Origin of the sequence: Pelagibius sp. 7325, assembly GCF_037652055.1 — a bacterium.
Lineage (GTDB): Bacteria > Pseudomonadota > Alphaproteobacteria > Kiloniellales > Kiloniellaceae > Pelagibius.
Map to the genome: position 1 here is coordinate 362,216 of NZ_JBBKAH010000004.1, position 15,317 is coordinate 377,532.

The following is a 15,317-nucleotide window of genomic DNA, read 5'->3' on the forward strand; positions in this document are numbered from 1 at the left end:
ATGCGCTGTCCGTTTTGCGGTAACGAGGACACGCAGGTTAAGGATTCTCGGCCGACCGAAGACAACTCGGCCATCCGGCGCCGCCGCCAGTGCCCGAACTGCGGCGCGCGCTTCACGACCTTCGAGCGGGTGCAGCTGCGCGAGCTGACGGTGGTGAAGTCCACCGGCAAGCGCGAGCCTTTCGACCGCGACAAGCTGCTGCGGTCCATGACCACGGCGCTGCAGAAGCGCCAGGTCGATCCGGAGCGCATCGAGCGGGTGGTCAACGGCATCGTGCGCCGCCTGGAATCCTCCGGCGAGTCGGAGATCCCGACCAAGCTGATCGGCGAGCTGGTGATGGACGCGCTGGCGACCCTGGACCAGGTGGCCTACGTGCGCTTCGCCTCGGTCTACCGCAACTTCCGGGAGGCCCGCGATTTCGAAGAGTTCATCGGCAAGCTCGGTGACGGGGACGACTGACCTTCACCACATGCGCGCGGCCCTCACGCTGGCGGCGCGGGGGTTGGGCCGCGTGGCGCCCAACCCGACGGTCGGCTGCATCATCGTGAAGGACGGCCGCGTGGTCGGTCGCGGCTGGACCCGGCCGGGCGGCCGCCCGCATGCGGAAACCGAGGCGCTGAAGCAGGCCGGCAAAGCCGCCGCCGGCGCCACCGTCTACGTGACGCTGGAGCCCTGCGCCCATCACGGCAAAACGCCGCCCTGCGCCGAGGCCCTGGCCGCGGCCGGGGTGGCGCGCGTCGTTGCGGCGCTGGAGGACCCCGACACCCGCGTCGCCGGGCGCGGCATGGAGATCCTGCGCCAGGCCGGCATCGCCACCGAAATCGGCCTCTGCCGGGCCCAGGCCGAGCGGTTGAACGCCGGTTTTCTGAAGCGCGTCATCAAGGGCCAGCCGCTGGTGGTGTTGAAGCTCGCCACCTCGCTGGACGGCAAGATCGCCACCCACAGCGGCCAAAGCCAGTGGATCACCGGCCCGCTGGCGCGCCGCCGGGCCCACCTGCTGCGCTCGCGCGCCGATGCCATCATGGTCGGCAGCGGCACGGCGGTGTTCGACAACCCGCGCCTCGACGTGCGGCTGCCGGGCCTGGAGGACCGCAGCCCCTTGAGGGTCGTGGTCGACGGGCGCCTGCGCCTGCCGCTGACCCACGATCTGGTGGCGCGGGCTGGGGCGGTGCCGACCCTGCTGGTGACCCACGACGGCAATCCTGGCGACCGCCTGAGGGCCTATGAAGACGCCGGCGTCGAGGTGGTGCAGGTGGAAACCGACGCCGACGGCCACGTCTCCCTGGACGCCACGCTGAGCCTTCTGGGCGGGCGCGGAATCACCCGCCTGCTGGTCGAGGGCGGCGGCCACCTGGCGGCCTCCCTGCTGCGGGCCGGGCTGGTCGACCGCCTGGCCTGGTTTCAGGCGCCGGTGGTGATCGGCGGCGACGGCGTCGCTGCGGTCTCCGGTTTCGGGGTTGATCGCCTGGATGAGGCGCCTAAATTCCTGCAGGCCGCGATGACCCAGCTCGGACGCGACCGCATAGACATCTTCAGCCTAGACGTCTAAGCCTAGCCTCATGTTCACCGGCATTATCACCGACCTCGGCGCCGTAAAGGCGGTCGAGCGCTCCGCTTCCGGGCAGGGCGACAGCCGCTTCGTCTTCGCCACCGGCTACGACACCATGGCGATCCCCGCGGGCGCCTCGATCGCCTGTTCCGGGGCCTGCCTCACCCTGGTCGATAAAGGCACGGATGCCGGCCAAGGCTGGTTCGCCGCCGACGTTTCCGCCGAGACCCTGTCGCGCACCACCCTGGGCGACTGGGCGCCGGGCACGCCCGTGAACTTCGAGCGGCCCCTGAAGCTGGGCGACGAGCTGGGCGGCCACATGGTCTCCGGCCACGTCGACGGCGTCGGCGTGATCCGCGCGCGACGGCCGGAGCAGGGCTCACTGCGCCTTTCCATCGAGGCACCGGCGGATCTCGCGAAGTTTATTGCCTCCAAGGGGTCGGTGGCGCTAGACGGTGTCTCCCTGACGGTCAACGAGGTGGACGGCAGGGTCTTCGAGGTCAACATCATCCCCCATACGGCCGCGGTGACCACGCTGGGCGGCAAGCAGCCGGGCGACCGGGTCAACCTGGAAATCGACATGCTGGCGCGCTACGTTCAGCGCCTCATGGCAGCAGAAGACGAAATGTAGGGCCTGAATGGCAAAGACCGAGGAACCCTGGCGGCTGAGCTTCAGCGAGATGGTCTCTCCCATCGAGGAGATCATCGAGGAAGCGCGCAACGGGCGGATGTTCATCCTGGTGGACGACGAGTCGCGCGAGAACGAGGGCGATCTCGTCATCCCCGCGCAGATGGCGACGCCCGATGCGATCAACTTCATGGCGCGCTACGGGCGCGGCCTGATCTGCCTGGCGATGACCCGCGAGCGCATCGAGGATCTCGGCCTGCCGCTGATGGCGAGCAAGAACGAGTCGCGCCACCAGACCGCCTTTACGGTATCCATCGAGGCGCGTGAGGGCATCACCACCGGCATCTCGGCGCCGGACCGGGCGCGCACCGTCGCCACCGCGATCGATCCCAGCAAAGGTGCCGCCGACATCACCACGCCGGGCCACGTCTTTCCGCTGGTGGCGCGCGACGGCGGCGTGCTGGTGCGCACCGGCCATACCGAGGCGGCGGTCGATCTCGCGCGCCTGGCGGGGCTCAACCCCTCCGGCGTCATCTGCGAGATCATGAACGACGACGGCACCATGGCGCGGCGCGACGACCTCATCGCCTTCGCCCAGCGTCATGGCCTCAAGGTCGCGACCATCGCCGACCTCATTTCCTACCGCCGGCGCCACGACCACTTCGTTGAGCGCCGCCTGGAGAGTCGTTTCACCAGCCGCTACGGCGGCGACTTCAAAATGGCGATCTACGTGAACACGCTGAACTATGCCGAGCACGTCGTGCTGTGGCAGGGCGACATCGGGAGCGGCGAGCCGGTGCTGGTGCGCATGCACGCCATCAACGTGCTGGACGACGTGCTCGGGGACAGTTCCAGCGGCAAGGCCGGCGACCTGCAGCAGGCCATGCGCATGATCGGCGAGGCCGGGCGCGGCGTCGTCGTGGTCATCCGCGAGCCCTCGGCCGATGCGCTCTCCAGCTCCCTGCAGCAGCGTCTCGACGGCGAGCCCAGGGCCGGCGGCCAGCTGCGCGACTACGGCGTCGGCGCGCAGATCCTCCTGGACCTCGGCGTCAGCGACATGATCCTGCTGTCCAACACCAAGCGCACCATCGTCGGCCTGGAGGGCTACGGCCTGCGCGTCGTCGGTCAGCGCCCGATCGAGGCCGTGGGCAAAGCATGAGCGACGCCAACCACATCACGCCGCATATCCTCGTCATCGAAGCGCGCTTCTACGAGGACATCGCCGATACCCTCTACCAGGGCGCCTCGGCCGCGCTGGACGCCGCCGGCGTCACCCACGAGCGCGTGTCGGTACCCGGCGTCTTCGAGATTCCCGCCGTGGTGCGCATGGCGGTGCGCTCGATGGATTTCTTCGCCGGGCGGCGCCGCTTCGACGGCTACGTCGCGCTCGGCTGCGTCATCCGGGGCGAGACCACGCACTACGACTATGTCTGCAGCGAGAGCGCCCGCAAGCTGCAGGATCTCGCCTGCGAGCACACCCTGGCGCTGGGCTACGGCATCCTGACCTGCGAAAACATGGCGCAGGCCCAGGTGCGCGCCGCCGTCGACAAGAAGAACAAGGGCAGGGACGCGGCGGAGGCTTGTCTGGCGATGCTGGACGTGAAGCGCCGTTTCCATCTCTTTCCCCGTTGAAGCCATGCCCGCTGAACCCATAAACGCCGAACGGACCCAAAACGCGTGAGCGATACGCCCAAACCGAAATCCCCCGGCCAAAAATCTCCTGGTGGTAAGCTGCGGCGGCCTTCCGGCCTCAGCGCCGCGCGCCTGCTGGCGGTGCAGGCGCTGTACCAGCGCGTCGTCGGCGAGCAGAGCGCCGAGGCGGTGCTGCGCGAGTTCCTGCAGCACCGGGTCGAGGAAAGCATCGAGGGCCTGAAGCACGGCGCGGTGAACCGGGAACTGCTGACCGAGCTTGTCCAGGGCGTCGCCCGCGAGGCCGGCACGCTGGACGACATGCTGGCCGCCGTGCTCGACGAGGACTGGACCATCGAGCGCCTGGAGATCCTGCTGCACGTGCTGCTGCAGGCGGCCACCTTCGAGCTGTCGGAGCGCCTCGACGTGCCGGCGCGGGTGGTCATCTCGGAATACGTCGACCTCGCCAACGCCTTTTACGACGGCCGCGAGACCGCCTTCGTGAACGGCCTGCTCGACCGCCTGGCCCATGTGCTGCGCGCCGAGGAATTCGGCGACTCGGCGGACTTCTCCAACCTGCGTTAGCGAGCAAGGGGGAGGCGCCGCCTTGGGCTCCGGCAGCGACACCTCCAAGCGCCAGCGCGCCGGCGAGTTCGCGCTCATCGAGCGCTACTTCGCGCCGCTCGCCGCCCAGGCCGAAGGCACCTTCGGGCTGCACAACGACGCCGCCGTGCTGCCGGTTGCCGCCGGCGAGCGGCTGATCGCCACCGTCGACACCATGATCCAGGGCCGCCACTTCCTCGACTGCCCGCCGGACCTCGTCGCCCGCAAACTGCTGCGGGTGAACCTCTCCGACCTCGCGGCGATGGGCGCCGAGCCCTTCGGCTACCTGCTGGCCTCGGCCTGGCCGCTCGACATCGAGGAGGACTGGATCGCTGAATTCAGCCGCGGCCTCGCGGCCGACCAGGCGATCTACGGTATCGGCCTCTACGGCGGCGACACCACCGGCACGCCGGGGCCGATGACCTTGAGCCTCACCGCCTTCGGCAAGGTGGCGGCGGGGGAGGGCGTGCTCGACCGCGGCTCGGTCGCGGCCGGGGACGACTTCTACGTGACCGGGACCATCGGCGACGCCTGGCTCGGCCTGCTCGCCCTGCGCGGCGAGCTGGAGGGCCTGGACGCCGACAGCCGCGCGAGTCTGATCGGGCGTTATCGCCTGCCCGAGCCGCGCATGGCCGCCGGCCGCGCCCTCCTGACCGAGGGCCTCGCCCGTTCCGCGCTGGACGTTTCCGACGGTCTCGCCGCCGACCTCGGCCACCTGCTGGAAGCCTCCGGCGTCGGGGCCGAGATCGAGCTGGCCGCCGTACCGGTCGGCGAGGCGGCGCGGGCGGCCCTTGCGCTCCGGCAGTTGCCGCCCCAGGCGTTGCTGTCGGGCGGCGACGACTACGAGCTGCTGTTCGCCGCGCCGCCCGACCGGCGCGACGCCGTGGCGGCGCTGTCGCGCCGGCTCGGCCTGCCGATCGCCCGCATCGGCCGGGCGCGGGCGGAGCGCGGCCTCGTGGTGCGCGGCGCCGACGGTGCCGAGGTTGCCCTGGAGAAACCCGGCTGGACCCATTTTTAGGCGTTTTTACAGAGGCTTAAATCTACTCCTTCGATGGCATGCTTAACGCCATCTTTACCCTGAAGGCCTAAGAGAGGGACGGGAAATCGCCCCCTCTCGTTAGGACCGGGTGCCGTGCGGATCGTCATTCTCATCGTTGTCGCGTTGATCCTGCTGCTGGGCGGCGGCGGGGCGGCGTGGTGGTTCCTCATGGGCCCCGGCGCGGAGAAGACGAGCGAGCTGATCGCCGAGATCAACAAGCCCGAGCCCGTCTTCATTGCCATCAATCCGCCCTTCGTCATCTCGCTGATCCAGGAAGGCGAGGTGACCCACCACATCACCATGCAGGTCACCCTGCTGCTGAACGACAATTACGACGAGGACGTCACCACCAAGCGCATGCCGCTGTTGCGGGACGCCCTGCTGACCGAGTTGCATAGCCTCTTCGCGCTGCGGCTGGTGCGCAACGCCGGCTTTGAGTCGCCGCTGGTGAAGGAGCGCCTGATGGAGGTCTGCGATCGCCAGCTCGGCAAGGGCGTCGTCGGCGACATCCTGATACGCGAAGTCGAGCGTCGCCAGCCGTCCCAGAGCTGACGCTCCGGCTGACGCCCGCCCCCCTGAAACGCAGCCGAATCCTCCGGCGCATAGCTGCTTTGCACGGGCACAAACAGACTGCCATCCCGCCGGCGATCGCGTAGATTGCGGGCATGGACAGCATCGCGCGGGAAGCGGCCGCAGCCGAAGCGGCGGCGCCGGACAGGTCCGGCATGGGCAGCGTGGCGATCCTGGCGGTCTGCCAGGCGCTCGGCATGAGCTGCATGGCGCTTTCCATCACCATCACCGCCCTGGTCGGCAGTTCCCTGGCGCCGACCCCCGCTCTGGGGACGCTGCCGCTGGCCCTGCAGTTCGTCGCCAGCGCCTGCGTGACGATTCCGGCTTCGCTGTTCATGGGCCGCTTCGGCCGCCGGGCCGGCTTCAGCGTCGGCAGCCTGATGGGCATCGCCGGCGGCGCGATATCCTGCCTGGCTGTCTTCGGTGCTGATTTCTGGCTGTTCTGCCTGGGCGGCGCCTTTCTCGGCGGCTTTGCCACACATGTCGCGCTGTACCGCTTCGCCGCCGCCGACGTGGCTGGGGCAGCCTATCGCAGCCGCGCCATTTCCTATGTCATGGTCGGCGGCGTGGTGGCGGCGATCCTCGGTCCCGAACTGGCCAAGTGGACCAAGGAGCTGTTCGCGCCGGTGCTCTTCGCCGGCGGCTATGCGGGCGTCGCGGTTCTGGCTTTCGTGACCCTGGTCCTGATCCAGTTCGCTGCGCTGCCCAAGCCGCTGTCTCCGAAGGCCCGCAGCGCCGGCCGTCCCCTCGCGCAGATCGTGCGCCAGCCGGCACTCGTCGTCGCGGTGCTCTGCGCCATGGTCGCCTACGGCGCCATGAACCTCATCATGGTGTCGACGCCGCTGGCCATGGTTGCCTGCGCCCACCCCTTCGAGACGGCGGCCTTCGTCATCCAGTGGCACGTGGTCGGCATGTACGCGCCGTCTTTCGTGACCGGTCATATCATCCACCGCTTCGGGGCGCCGCGGGTCATCGCGGCGGGCGGCGCGATGATCCTGGCCTGCGTGGCCATCAACCTGACGGGCGTCGAGGTGCTGCAGTTCTGGGCCGCCCTGGTGCTGCTCGGCATCGGCTGGAACTTCATGTTCGTCGGCGGCACCTCGCTGCTGACCGAGACCTACCGTGTCGAGGAGCAGGCGCGGGTGCAGGCCTTCAACGAGTTCATGGTCTTCGGCACCACCGCGGTGACGGCCCTGGCGTCCGGTGCGATCTTCAGCGCCCTGGGCTGGCAGTGGGTGAACCTGGGCACGGTGATTCCGGTCGTCATCGCCACCGCGGCCGCCGTTGCGCTCCACCGCCGGCGCCGCGCCTAATCAGAGCGTCAGCTTCTCTCTCGCGCTGCAGCGCAAACGGTTGCTATCCCAGACCGCTTCTGGCATTTTCCGCGCGATTCTGGGGCGCTGCGGCAAGCAGCGAATCGAGCGCACAGCCAGTGAAATGGCTGGCTGGCCTAACAATCTTGAGGGAACTCCATATGGATACGGTGTTGTACTTGGTGCTTGGCTGCGGCGTACTGGCGCTGGTCTATGGCTACTGGGCGTCGCGGTCCGTGCTCGCCGCGCCGGCTGGCAACGAGCGGATGCAACAGATCGCCGGCGCGATCCAGGAGGGCGCCAATGCCTACCTGAACCGCCAGTACCGGACCATCGCCATGGTTGGCGTCGTCATCTTCGTTCTGCTGGCGGTATTCCTGGGGCTAAAGGACGGCATCGGCTTCCTGATCGGTGCCGTGCTTTCCGGCGCCGCCGGCTACGTCGGCATGCATGTTTCCGTGCGCGCCAACGTGCGCACCGCCGAGGCCTCGCGCAAGGGTCTGGCCGAGGGTCTCTCCATCGCCTTCCGGGCCGGTGCCATCACCGGCATGCTGGTCGCGGGCCTGGCGCTGCTGGCGGTCGCCGGCTACTACTTCGTCCTGGTCAAGATGGGCGTCCCGGAGCGTGAGATCTCGGTAGCCCTGGTGGCCCTCGGCTTCGGCGCCTCGCTGATCTCCATCTTCGCGCGTCTGGGCGGCGGCATCTTCACCAAGGGCGCCGACGTCGGCGCCGACCTGGTGGGCAAGGTCGAGGCCGGCATCCCCGAGGACGATCCCCGCAACCCGGCGGTGATCGCCGACAACGTCGGCGACAACGTCGGCGACTGCGCCGGCATGGCCGCCGACCTCTTCGAGACCTACGTGGTCACCGTCGTCGCCACCATGGTGCTGGCCACCATCTTCGCGGTCGACGACCCCGCCATCCGGGCGGTGGTGATCTACCCGCTGGCGCTGGGCGGTGCCTGCATCATCGCTTCCATCATCGGCACCTTCTTCGTGAAGCTGGGCGCCTCGCAGAACATCATGGGCGCTCTCTACAAGGGCTTCATTGCCTCGGCGGTGCTCTCCGCCGTGCTGCTGCTGCCGGTCACCGAATGGGTCATCGGCTTCGGCACCCAGATGACGACCCGCGGCATCACCTTTACCGGCCTCGACCTCTACCTCTGCGGCATCGTCGGCCTGGTGGTGACCGGTGCCATCATTTGGATCACCGAGTACTACACCGGCACCGAGTACCGTCCGGTGCGCTCGGTCGCCAAGGCGTCGGTCACGGGTCACGGCACCAACGTCATCCAGGGCCTGGCGATCTCCATGGAGGCGACCGCGGTTCCGGCGCTCATCATCTGCGCCGGCATCATCATCACCTTCCTGCTGGCCGGTCTGCTGGGCATCGCCATTGCGGTCAGCACCATGCTGGCGCTGGCCGGCATGGTCGTCGCGCTGGATGCTTACGGCCCGGTGACCGACAACGCCGGCGGCATTGCCGAGATGGCGGACCTGGAAGCCGAGGTGCGCAAGACCACCGACGCGCTGGACGCCGTCGGCAACACCACCAAGGCGGTGACCAAGGGCTACGCCATCGCCTCGGCCGGTCTCGGCGCGCTGGTGCTCTTCGCCGCCTACACCTCGGACCTGGAGCTGTTCATCAGCGAGGGCGCCATCGTGCTCGCGGCGGGTGACTCGGTGAACTTCTCGCTGGCCAGTCCTTACGTGGTGGTCGGCCTCATCATCGGCGGCCTGTTGCCCTACCTCTTCGGCGCCATGGGCATGACCGCGGTCGGCCGTGCCGCCGGCGCGGTGGTGATCGAGGTGCGGCGGCAGTTCAAGGAAATCCCGGGCATCATGGAAGGCACCGGCAAGCCGGAGTACGGCACCTGCGTCGACCTGCTGACCAAGGCTGCCATCAAGGAGATGATCATCCCCTCGATGCTGCCGGTGCTCTCGCCGATCGTGCTCTACTTCGTGATCCTGGCGATCGGCGGTCAGGCGGCGGCGCTCAGCGCGGTCGGCGCCATGCTGCTCGGCGTCATCGTCACCGGCATCTTCGTGGCCATCTCCATGACGGCCGGCGGCGGCGCCTGGGACAACGCCAAGAAGTACATCGAGGACGGCAACCACGGCGGCAAGGGCTCCGACGCCCACAAGGCCGCGGTGACCGGCGACACGGTGGGTGATCCCTACAAGGACACCGCCGGCCCGGCCGTGAACCCGATGATCAAGATCACCAACATCGTGGCCCTGCTGCTGCTGGCGGCGCTGGCTCACTGATCGGCCGAGGCTGTCCCCCTCTCTCTCTGCGGAGAGGGGGCGGCGGCAACGGAAAAGGCCCTGGAAGCGGAATGCTTCCAGGGCCTCTTTTTTTGTGCGCCGGCTGGCGCGCGCTATGACGGCGGATCAGAGCGGCTGGGAGAACTGGCCGATGTTGCCGAACAGCTGCTGCAGCAGGGTCAGGTCGCGGCCCTCCGTGGGGGTCTCGCGGTCCACCGGGTCGATGTCCTGGGCATCATCCAAGCCGTACATCTGAGTGCCCTCGACCAGGCCGCCTTCGTCGAAGGTGACGACCAGCACCTGGCGATCGATCACCGACGGCTTCATGAAGGCGATCTCCTCGGTCTTCTGGCCGATGTAATACCACTTGCGGTCCTGGAAGGTGGACACGGTGGAGGGCGAGCCCAGCAGGTCGACGATGTCCTGACGGCTCTGCACGCCCGGCTGAATGACGGCGATATCTTCCGGATCCGGCGTGTTGCCGCGCAGTTGAACGTTGTTGCCGCAAGCTGACAGGCCGACGGCGGCGCAGGCGGCCAGCAGGCAAAGGCCCAGGCCTCGCAGCCGATTGCCGGTCCGGCGATCGTGTGTCGCGTTCACGTTCATCCTCTCGTTTGACCCCGAATAGCTTGATTAAACCCGTGGCCGATGTCATTTCAAGACCGAAATCGCCGCGGGCGCCTTTGCCGCCTGCCTTTACCGTCAAGGACTCTGCGATCCGCCGATGTTTTGGAAGCGCTTCTTCGGCTCCCGGCCGCGCGACGCCGACGCCTGGCCCCTGTATGAGGCGATTTTGGTCCAGGCCCGGACTCCGGCGTTGTACCGCGAGTTCGGCGTTCCGGACAGCGTGGACGGCCGCTTCGAGGCCATCGTGCTGCACGTCGTGCTGGTCCTGCGCCGCCTGAAGCGGGACTTTCCGGAGGGACTCGACCTTGCCGAAGCCCTGCAGGAGGCGTTCTTCGAGGATATGGACCGCTCTCTCAGGGAAATGGGGGCAGGGGACCTCGGGGTCGGCAAGCGGGTGAAGCGCATGGCGGAGGGTTTCCTGGGACGGCTTGGCGCCTATGACGAGGCCTTGGACAAGCTGCCGGTAAGTGGCGATGCCGGCCTGCGCGCGGTGCTGCAGCGCAACGTCTTCGGCACCTTGCCGGCAGGCCAGGGCGATGCCGCCGGATTGGCGGCCTATGCGCTGGCCCAGCTGGCCGCGCTGGAGGCCCAGGATGGGGCCGCCCTGCGGCAGGGCCGGGTGGCCTTCGTAGACGTGCCGGTCGGGGCGGAAAAGGGCTGAAATCCGGGGTTGAGCCAGGTCCGGCGGCGGCTGGTCCAGGGCCGGCTGAGCGGCGGCTGAGCGGTGGCGCAAGGGGATTGACCCGCGCTCGCCCAGCCCCTATGGTGCGCCGCTTTTCGGCCCCGGTATCGGAGGATTGCCGTGCCTGGATCAACCGTTAAGGCACCCAACGAGTTTTCGCGGTTGGTGACGCCGGATCGCCTCAGCGGGGCGAAGGTGAGCGAATCCATCGAGGCTTCGCCCGCTGAACGGGACGCCGTGGCGCGGCGCCTCGACATCCTGGCGGTCGACCGGCTCGGCGCCGAGGCGAGCGTGAAGGGCCTGGGTAGCGGCCTGTTCCGGGTCACCGGGCAGTGGCGGGCCGATGTCCGGCAGGCCTGTGTGGTGACGCTGGAGCCGGTGCCCGACAGCCTGACGGGCGGTTTCGAGGCGTCTTTCGAGGCGCCGGAGAGCCATCGGTCGGCGGCGGACGACGAGGTGGAGTTCGACCCCGAGGCCGCGGATCCGGCGGAAATCATGCCGGACGAGGGTATCGACCTGGGGGAACTGGTGGTCCAGGAGCTGGCAGTGGCGCTCAACCCCTATCCCCGGGCTCCCGGGGCCGAGGTGCCGGCGCAGTACCGGCCCCCGGAGATCGAGGAAAAGGAAGGGCCTTTCGCCGCGCTTAAGGCGCTGAAAGGTGATAAGTAGTTAAAATGTTTCCGCGACTTTAGTCCGGCTTTACTTGCTGCTTGGCCCCGGATTGGCTAATTAGGCGCAAGTGAGGGCGGTTGTCGCCTGACGATGAGAGAAGAAGATCATGGCAGTTCCTAAAAGTAAGGTCTCCAAGTCGCGCCGCAACATGCGCCGCTCGCACGACGCCCTGGCGCCGAACAGCTATCATGAGTGCTCGAACTGTGGCGAGTTGAAGCGCCCGCACCATGTCTGCTCGGCTTGCGGTCATTATGACGGCCGGGAAGTCATGGAATCCGAGAGTCTCTAGGTCGCTGTCCGCGTGCGGCGGCACCTGCGCGCCGCAGCTGCGGGCTCGTCCTGAGGGCAAAGATGGCCAAAGCGCTCACAATCGCACTTGATGCCATGGGCGGCGACGCCGCCCCCAAGATGGTGGTGCGCGGCGCAGGCATCGCTCTGGAGCGTTTTCCAGAGGTCCGCTTCCTGATGGTCGGGCGGGAGCGTGAAATCGCGCCTCTGCTGAACGGCAAGAAGCGGCTGCTGGAGGCCACGACGCTGCACCACACCGACGACGTGGTGAGCAGCGATGCCAAGCCGTCGGTGGCTCTGCGCGGCGGGCGCCAGTCGAGCATGCGCCTTGCCATCGACGCGGTGCACAGGGGCGAGGCCGACTGCGTCGTCTCGGCCGGCAATACCGGCGCCCTCATGGCCATGGCGAAGTTCGTCCTGAAGACCCTGCCGGGCATCAACCGGCCGGCCATCGCCTCGTTCTTTCCGACCCTGCGCGGTGAATCGGTCATGCTCGATCTCGGCGCCAACGTGCATTGCGACGCGGAGAACCTGGTCGACTTCGCAGTGATGGGCAACGCCTTCGCCCGCTCGGTGCTGGGCCTGAAGGAGCCGACCTACGCGCTGCTGAACGTTGGCTCGGAAGAGATCAAGGGCCACGAGTCGCTGCAGGAGGCCAGCGCCGTCCTGCGCGCCAGCAACCTGCCCGGCAAGTTCCTCGGCTTCGTCGAGGGCGACGACATCGCCAAGGGCACCGCCGACGTCATCGTGACCGACGGCTTCACCGGCAACGTCGCGCTGAAGACCGCCGAGGGAACCGCAAAACTGATCAACGAATACCTGCGCCACACCTTCCGCTCGTCGCTGCTGGCCGGTCTCGGCTACATGCTGGCGCGCCCGGCGATGAAGAAACTGCGCGAGCGTGTCGATCCGCGCGGCTACAACGGCGCGATGTTCCTGGGGCTCAACGGCATCGCGGTGAAGAGCCACGGCGGCACCGACGCGCTCGGCTTCGCCAATGCGATCGGCGTTGCGGTCGATATGCATCGCCATGGTATCATCGAGAAAATTCGCTCCGATCTCTCCCTCTTGGACCGCAACCCAGGCAACGCTCAGGCGGCAGTCGTATAAACATGTACCGTTCCCTCGTCACGGGCTGTGGGGCCTACCTGCCGTCACAGATCGTCACAAATGCCGAACTGGCCAAGCGCATCGACACCACCGACGAGTGGATTCGCCAGCGCACCGGGATCCGCCAGCGTCACATCGCCGCCGACGGCGAGTTCACCTCCGACCTGGGCAGCGCGGCGGCGCGCGAGGCCATGGCGCAGGCCGGCGTGAAGCCCGCCGATATCGATCTCATCATCTGCGCGACCTCGACTCCGGACGAGACCTTCCCCGCCACAGCGACCCGCATCCAGACCCGCCTCGGCGTTGGTCAGGGTGCGGCCTTCGACGTCCAGGCGGTGTGCAGCGGCTTCGTCTACGGCATGGCGGTGGCGGACAACTTCGTGCGCGTCGGCCAGGCCAAGACGGTGCTGGTGATCGGCGCCGAGACCTTTTCGCGCATTCTCGACTGGGAAGACCGCTCGACCTGCGTGCTGTTCGGCGACGGTGCCGGCGCGGTGGTGCTGCAGGCCACCAACGGGGTGGAGAAGACCAACGGGGCCAAGGCGCGCGGCGTCCTCTCGACCCACCTCTACGCCGACGGCACTCACCACGACGCGCTCTACGTCGACGGCGGCCCGTCCTCGACCAAGACCGTCGGGCACCTGCGCATGGAGGGCAAGGAGGTCTACCGCCATGCCGTGGTGCGCATGGCCGAGGCCATCGACGCGGCGCTGGACGCCAACGGCCTGACGCCGGGCGATGTCGACTGGCTGGTGCCGCACCAGGCCAACATCCGCATCATCGAATCCATGGGCCGCCGCCTCAACCTGCCGGGTGACCGGGTGGTGGTCACCGTCGACCGCCACGCCAACACCTCGGCGGCGTCGATCCCGCTGGCGTTGAGCGAGGCGGTCGGTGACGGCCGCATCCAGCAGGGCGACCTCGTCCTCATGGAGGCCATGGGCGGCGGCTTCACCTGGGGCTCCGCCCTGGTGCGCTGGTAACGGTTCCGCCGGTAACGACTCCGCTGGTAAAGGCCGCCGGTACCCCGCCCGCTGCACGCCGCTCCGCCGGCAGAACGGGCACCGGAAACGGCTGCGTTCGCAGGGGCTTCGCTGTTCTCTCCTGACGTGCTGGGGCAAGTTCTAGGCAACGCTTCGGAATTTGCGTCAAAAATTGGTCGCATCCCCCGGTATTCCCTGCATAATTGACCGCTAATCGGCAGTGCGTTAAGCTCTGCTGTTGGTCGAACGCAAGAGGAGGGGGGAATGACCGGTGGGACGATAACCAGAGCGGACCTGAGCGAAGCCGTCTACCAGGAGGTCGGTTTGTCGCGCAATGAATCCGCCGAATTGGTCGAGTCGGTCTTGAACGAGATTTCCGATGCCCTGGTACGGGGCGAAATGGTGAAGCTGTCGTCCTTCGGCAGCTTTTCGGTGCGCGAAAAAGGAGAACGCATCGGGCGCAACCCCAAGACCGGCGAAGAAGTGCCGATCCTGCCGCGCCGCGTTCTCGTGTTTCGCGCTTCGCACGTGCTGAAGAACCGCATCAACGGGACCCTCAGTTCCGAGACCGAAGACGCAGACGCGCAGGCCTAGCACCTTCCGGCCTGGGCGCCCAAGGCCGCGCATTCCGCGGCCTCGAGCGCGCCGGGCCGTACGCAACTGGATAGCTGGACAGATCACAGGTCATCATGCCTGAAAGCCGACCCGCCGGAAAATCAGCCGCTGCCTTTCGCACGATCAGCGAAGTCAGTGACGAGCTCGACGTGCCGCAGCACGTTCTTCGGTTCTGGGAAGGCAAGTTCAGCCAGGTCAGGCCGCTGAAGCGCGGCGGCGGGCGCCGCTACTACCGGCCCGAAGACATCGACCTGCTGCGCCGTATCCGTGACCTGCTCTACAGCGATGGCTACACCATCAAGGGCGTGCAGCGCCTGCTGCGCGAGGGCAAGGGCAAGGACGCCGGCGAGGGTGAGGTAGACGGCACCAGGCAGGCGGCCCCCGTCAAGGCCGACCCCGTCAAGGCGGCAGCGGTCGATACTGCCCCGCTAGACGCTGCCCGGGAGATCAAGGCCGTGATCGACGAGCTGAGCGAGCTGCGCGATATGCTGAAGGCGGCCCGTAAAGGCGCGTCCTGAGGCCTCTCGGCCGCATCGCCGAGGGGCGTATGGGTGCGCGCGTACAGCGGACGAGGCGGGCATTGCCTTCACCTGGAAGCCCGGCTATACAGGGCCGCACCGGCGCCTCCGTCCTTGCGAGGGTGGCCCGGGTTTCTTTTCGGAGCGTAGCGCAGCCTGGTAGCGCACCACACTGGGGGTGTGGGGGTCGTGGGTTCAAATCCCGCCGCTCCGACCAAAACATC

At 67.9% G+C, this 15,317-nt stretch carries 18 protein-coding genes and 1 tRNA gene; 18 read left to right on the forward strand and 1 reads right to left on the reverse strand.

Annotation, left to right across the window (positions count from 1 at the left end; genetic code table 11):
• From nrdR to WDC82_RS14715, 10 genes are all read left to right on the forward strand, one after another.
• Positions 1 to 459, forward strand: a complete 459-nt coding sequence (nrdR, locus tag WDC82_RS14670; RefSeq protein WP_193371227.1) for a transcriptional regulator NrdR — start codon at positions 1 to 3, stop codon at positions 457 to 459.
• A 10-nt stretch (positions 460 to 469) separates the two neighbouring features.
• Positions 470 to 1,549 (forward strand): bifunctional diaminohydroxyphosphoribosylaminopyrimidine deaminase/5-amino-6-(5-phosphoribosylamino)uracil reductase RibD, encoded by a 1,080-nt coding sequence (gene ribD / locus WDC82_RS14675; protein ID WP_370661555.1) that lies wholly within the window; start codon positions 470 to 472, stop codon positions 1,547 to 1,549.
• Positions 1,550 to 1,559: 10 nt separating this feature from the next.
• Positions 1,560 to 2,180, forward strand: a complete 621-nt coding sequence (locus tag WDC82_RS14680) for a riboflavin synthase (RefSeq protein ID WP_340118083.1) — start codon at positions 1,560 to 1,562, stop codon at positions 2,178 to 2,180.
• A 7-nt stretch (positions 2,181 to 2,187) separates the two neighbouring features.
• A complete protein-coding gene (ribB, locus tag WDC82_RS14685; RefSeq protein ID WP_340118084.1) occupies positions 2,188 to 3,336 on the forward strand; it encodes a 3,4-dihydroxy-2-butanone-4-phosphate synthase in 1,149 nt (382 codons plus the stop codon).
• Complete coding sequence (gene ribH, locus WDC82_RS14690; RefSeq protein WP_340118085.1) at positions 3,333 to 3,809, forward strand: 6,7-dimethyl-8-ribityllumazine synthase; 477 nt, start codon at positions 3,333 to 3,335, stop codon at positions 3,807 to 3,809. The genes ribB and ribH overlap by 4 nt, the downstream gene beginning before the upstream one ends.
• 45 nt (positions 3,810 to 3,854) lie before the next feature.
• Positions 3,855 to 4,391, forward strand: a complete 537-nt coding sequence (nusB, locus tag WDC82_RS14695; RefSeq protein WP_340118086.1) for a transcription antitermination factor NusB — start codon at positions 3,855 to 3,857, stop codon at positions 4,389 to 4,391.
• A gap of 22 nt (positions 4,392 to 4,413) precedes the next feature.
• Complete coding sequence (gene thiL / locus WDC82_RS14700) at positions 4,414 to 5,427, forward strand: thiamine-phosphate kinase (RefSeq protein WP_340118087.1); 1,014 nt, start codon at positions 4,414 to 4,416, stop codon at positions 5,425 to 5,427.
• Positions 5,428 to 5,541: 114 nt separating this feature from the next.
• The gene (gene fliL / locus WDC82_RS14705; protein ID WP_340118088.1) at positions 5,542 to 6,000 is read left to right on the forward strand and encodes a flagellar basal body-associated FliL family protein; all 459 of its coding nucleotides are present in this window, start codon (positions 5,542 to 5,544) and stop codon (positions 5,998 to 6,000) included.
• A gap of 113 nt (positions 6,001 to 6,113) precedes the next feature.
• Positions 6,114 to 7,331: an MFS transporter gene (locus WDC82_RS14710; RefSeq protein ID WP_340118089.1), complete on the forward strand. Its 1,218-nt coding sequence runs from the start codon at positions 6,114 to 6,116 to the stop codon at positions 7,329 to 7,331.
• A gap of 161 nt (positions 7,332 to 7,492) precedes the next feature.
• Positions 7,493 to 9,598, forward strand: a complete 2,106-nt coding sequence (locus WDC82_RS14715; protein ID WP_340118090.1) for a sodium-translocating pyrophosphatase — start codon at positions 7,493 to 7,495, stop codon at positions 9,596 to 9,598.
• 126 nt (positions 9,599 to 9,724) lie between these two features.
• Here the strand turns inward: WDC82_RS14715 and WDC82_RS14720 are convergent, their stop codons facing one another.
• On the reverse strand, positions 9,725 to 10,198 hold the full coding sequence (locus WDC82_RS14720) for an outer membrane protein assembly factor BamE (protein WP_340118091.1): 474 nt from the start codon (positions 10,196 to 10,198) through the stop codon (positions 9,725 to 9,727).
• A gap of 124 nt (positions 10,199 to 10,322) precedes the next feature.
• Between WDC82_RS14720 and WDC82_RS14725 the strand changes: the two genes are divergently transcribed.
• The 8 genes from WDC82_RS14725 (at position 10,323) to WDC82_RS14760 (ending at position 15,310) form a co-directional block, all read left to right on the forward strand.
• The gene (locus tag WDC82_RS14725; protein WP_340118092.1) at positions 10,323 to 10,886 is read left to right on the forward strand and encodes a ubiquinol-cytochrome C chaperone family protein; all 564 of its coding nucleotides are present in this window, start codon (positions 10,323 to 10,325) and stop codon (positions 10,884 to 10,886) included.
• Positions 10,887 to 11,027: 141 nt separating this feature from the next.
• Positions 11,028 to 11,576 (forward strand): DUF177 domain-containing protein, encoded by a 549-nt coding sequence (locus tag WDC82_RS14730; RefSeq protein ID WP_340118093.1) that lies wholly within the window; start codon positions 11,028 to 11,030, stop codon positions 11,574 to 11,576.
• 109 nt (positions 11,577 to 11,685) lie between these two features.
• A complete protein-coding gene (gene rpmF, locus WDC82_RS14735; protein WP_340118094.1) occupies positions 11,686 to 11,868 on the forward strand; it encodes a 50S ribosomal protein L32 in 183 nt (60 codons plus the stop codon).
• A 62-nt stretch (positions 11,869 to 11,930) separates the two neighbouring features.
• Complete coding sequence (plsX, locus tag WDC82_RS14740) at positions 11,931 to 12,977, forward strand: phosphate acyltransferase PlsX (protein WP_340118095.1); 1,047 nt, start codon at positions 11,931 to 11,933, stop codon at positions 12,975 to 12,977.
• A 2-nt stretch (positions 12,978 to 12,979) separates the two neighbouring features.
• Positions 12,980 to 13,960, forward strand: coding sequence for a beta-ketoacyl-ACP synthase III (locus tag WDC82_RS14745; RefSeq protein WP_340118096.1), 981 nt, complete (start codon positions 12,980 to 12,982; stop codon positions 13,958 to 13,960).
• Positions 13,961 to 14,224: 264 nt separating this feature from the next.
• Positions 14,225 to 14,554 carry an integration host factor subunit alpha gene (locus tag WDC82_RS14750; protein ID WP_340118097.1) on the forward strand — a complete coding sequence of 110 codons (330 nt, stop codon included), beginning with the start codon at positions 14,225 to 14,227 and terminating at the stop codon, positions 14,552 to 14,554.
• A gap of 95 nt (positions 14,555 to 14,649) precedes the next feature.
• On the forward strand, positions 14,650 to 15,093 hold the full coding sequence (locus WDC82_RS14755) for a MerR family transcriptional regulator (protein ID WP_340118098.1): 444 nt from the start codon (positions 14,650 to 14,652) through the stop codon (positions 15,091 to 15,093).
• Between the two features lie 140 nt (positions 15,094 to 15,233).
• Positions 15,234 to 15,310, forward strand: a tRNA-Pro gene (locus WDC82_RS14760).
• Positions 15,311 to 15,317 lie beyond the last annotated feature (7 nt).

Coding starts and splice junctions, on each gene's coding strand:
- nrdR (WP_193371227.1), top strand. CDS start 1: ATGCGCTGTCCGTTTTGCGGTAACGAGGACACGCAGGTTAAGGATTCT.
- ribD (WP_370661555.1), top strand. CDS start 470: ATGCGCGCGGCCCTCACGCTGGCGGCGCGGGGGTTGGGCCGCGTGGCG.
- WDC82_RS14680 (WP_340118083.1), top strand. CDS start 1,560: ATGTTCACCGGCATTATCACCGACCTCGGCGCCGTAAAGGCGGTCGAG.
- ribB (WP_340118084.1), top strand. CDS start 2,188: ATGGCAAAGACCGAGGAACCCTGGCGGCTGAGCTTCAGCGAGATGGTC.
- ribH (WP_340118085.1), top strand. CDS start 3,333: ATGAGCGACGCCAACCACATCACGCCGCATATCCTCGTCATCGAAGCG.
- WDC82_RS14710 (WP_340118089.1), top strand. CDS start 6,114: ATGGACAGCATCGCGCGGGAAGCGGCCGCAGCCGAAGCGGCGGCGCCG.
- WDC82_RS14715 (WP_340118090.1), top strand. CDS start 7,493: ATGGATACGGTGTTGTACTTGGTGCTTGGCTGCGGCGTACTGGCGCTG.
- WDC82_RS14725 (WP_340118092.1), top strand. CDS start 10,323: ATGTTTTGGAAGCGCTTCTTCGGCTCCCGGCCGCGCGACGCCGACGCC.
- rpmF (WP_340118094.1), top strand. CDS start 11,686: ATGGCAGTTCCTAAAAGTAAGGTCTCCAAGTCGCGCCGCAACATGCGC.
- plsX (WP_340118095.1), top strand. CDS start 11,931: ATGGCCAAAGCGCTCACAATCGCACTTGATGCCATGGGCGGCGACGCC.
- WDC82_RS14745 (WP_340118096.1), top strand. CDS start 12,980: ATGTACCGTTCCCTCGTCACGGGCTGTGGGGCCTACCTGCCGTCACAG.
- WDC82_RS14750 (WP_340118097.1), top strand. CDS start 14,225: ATGACCGGTGGGACGATAACCAGAGCGGACCTGAGCGAAGCCGTCTAC.
- WDC82_RS14755 (WP_340118098.1), top strand. CDS start 14,650: ATGCCTGAAAGCCGACCCGCCGGAAAATCAGCCGCTGCCTTTCGCACG.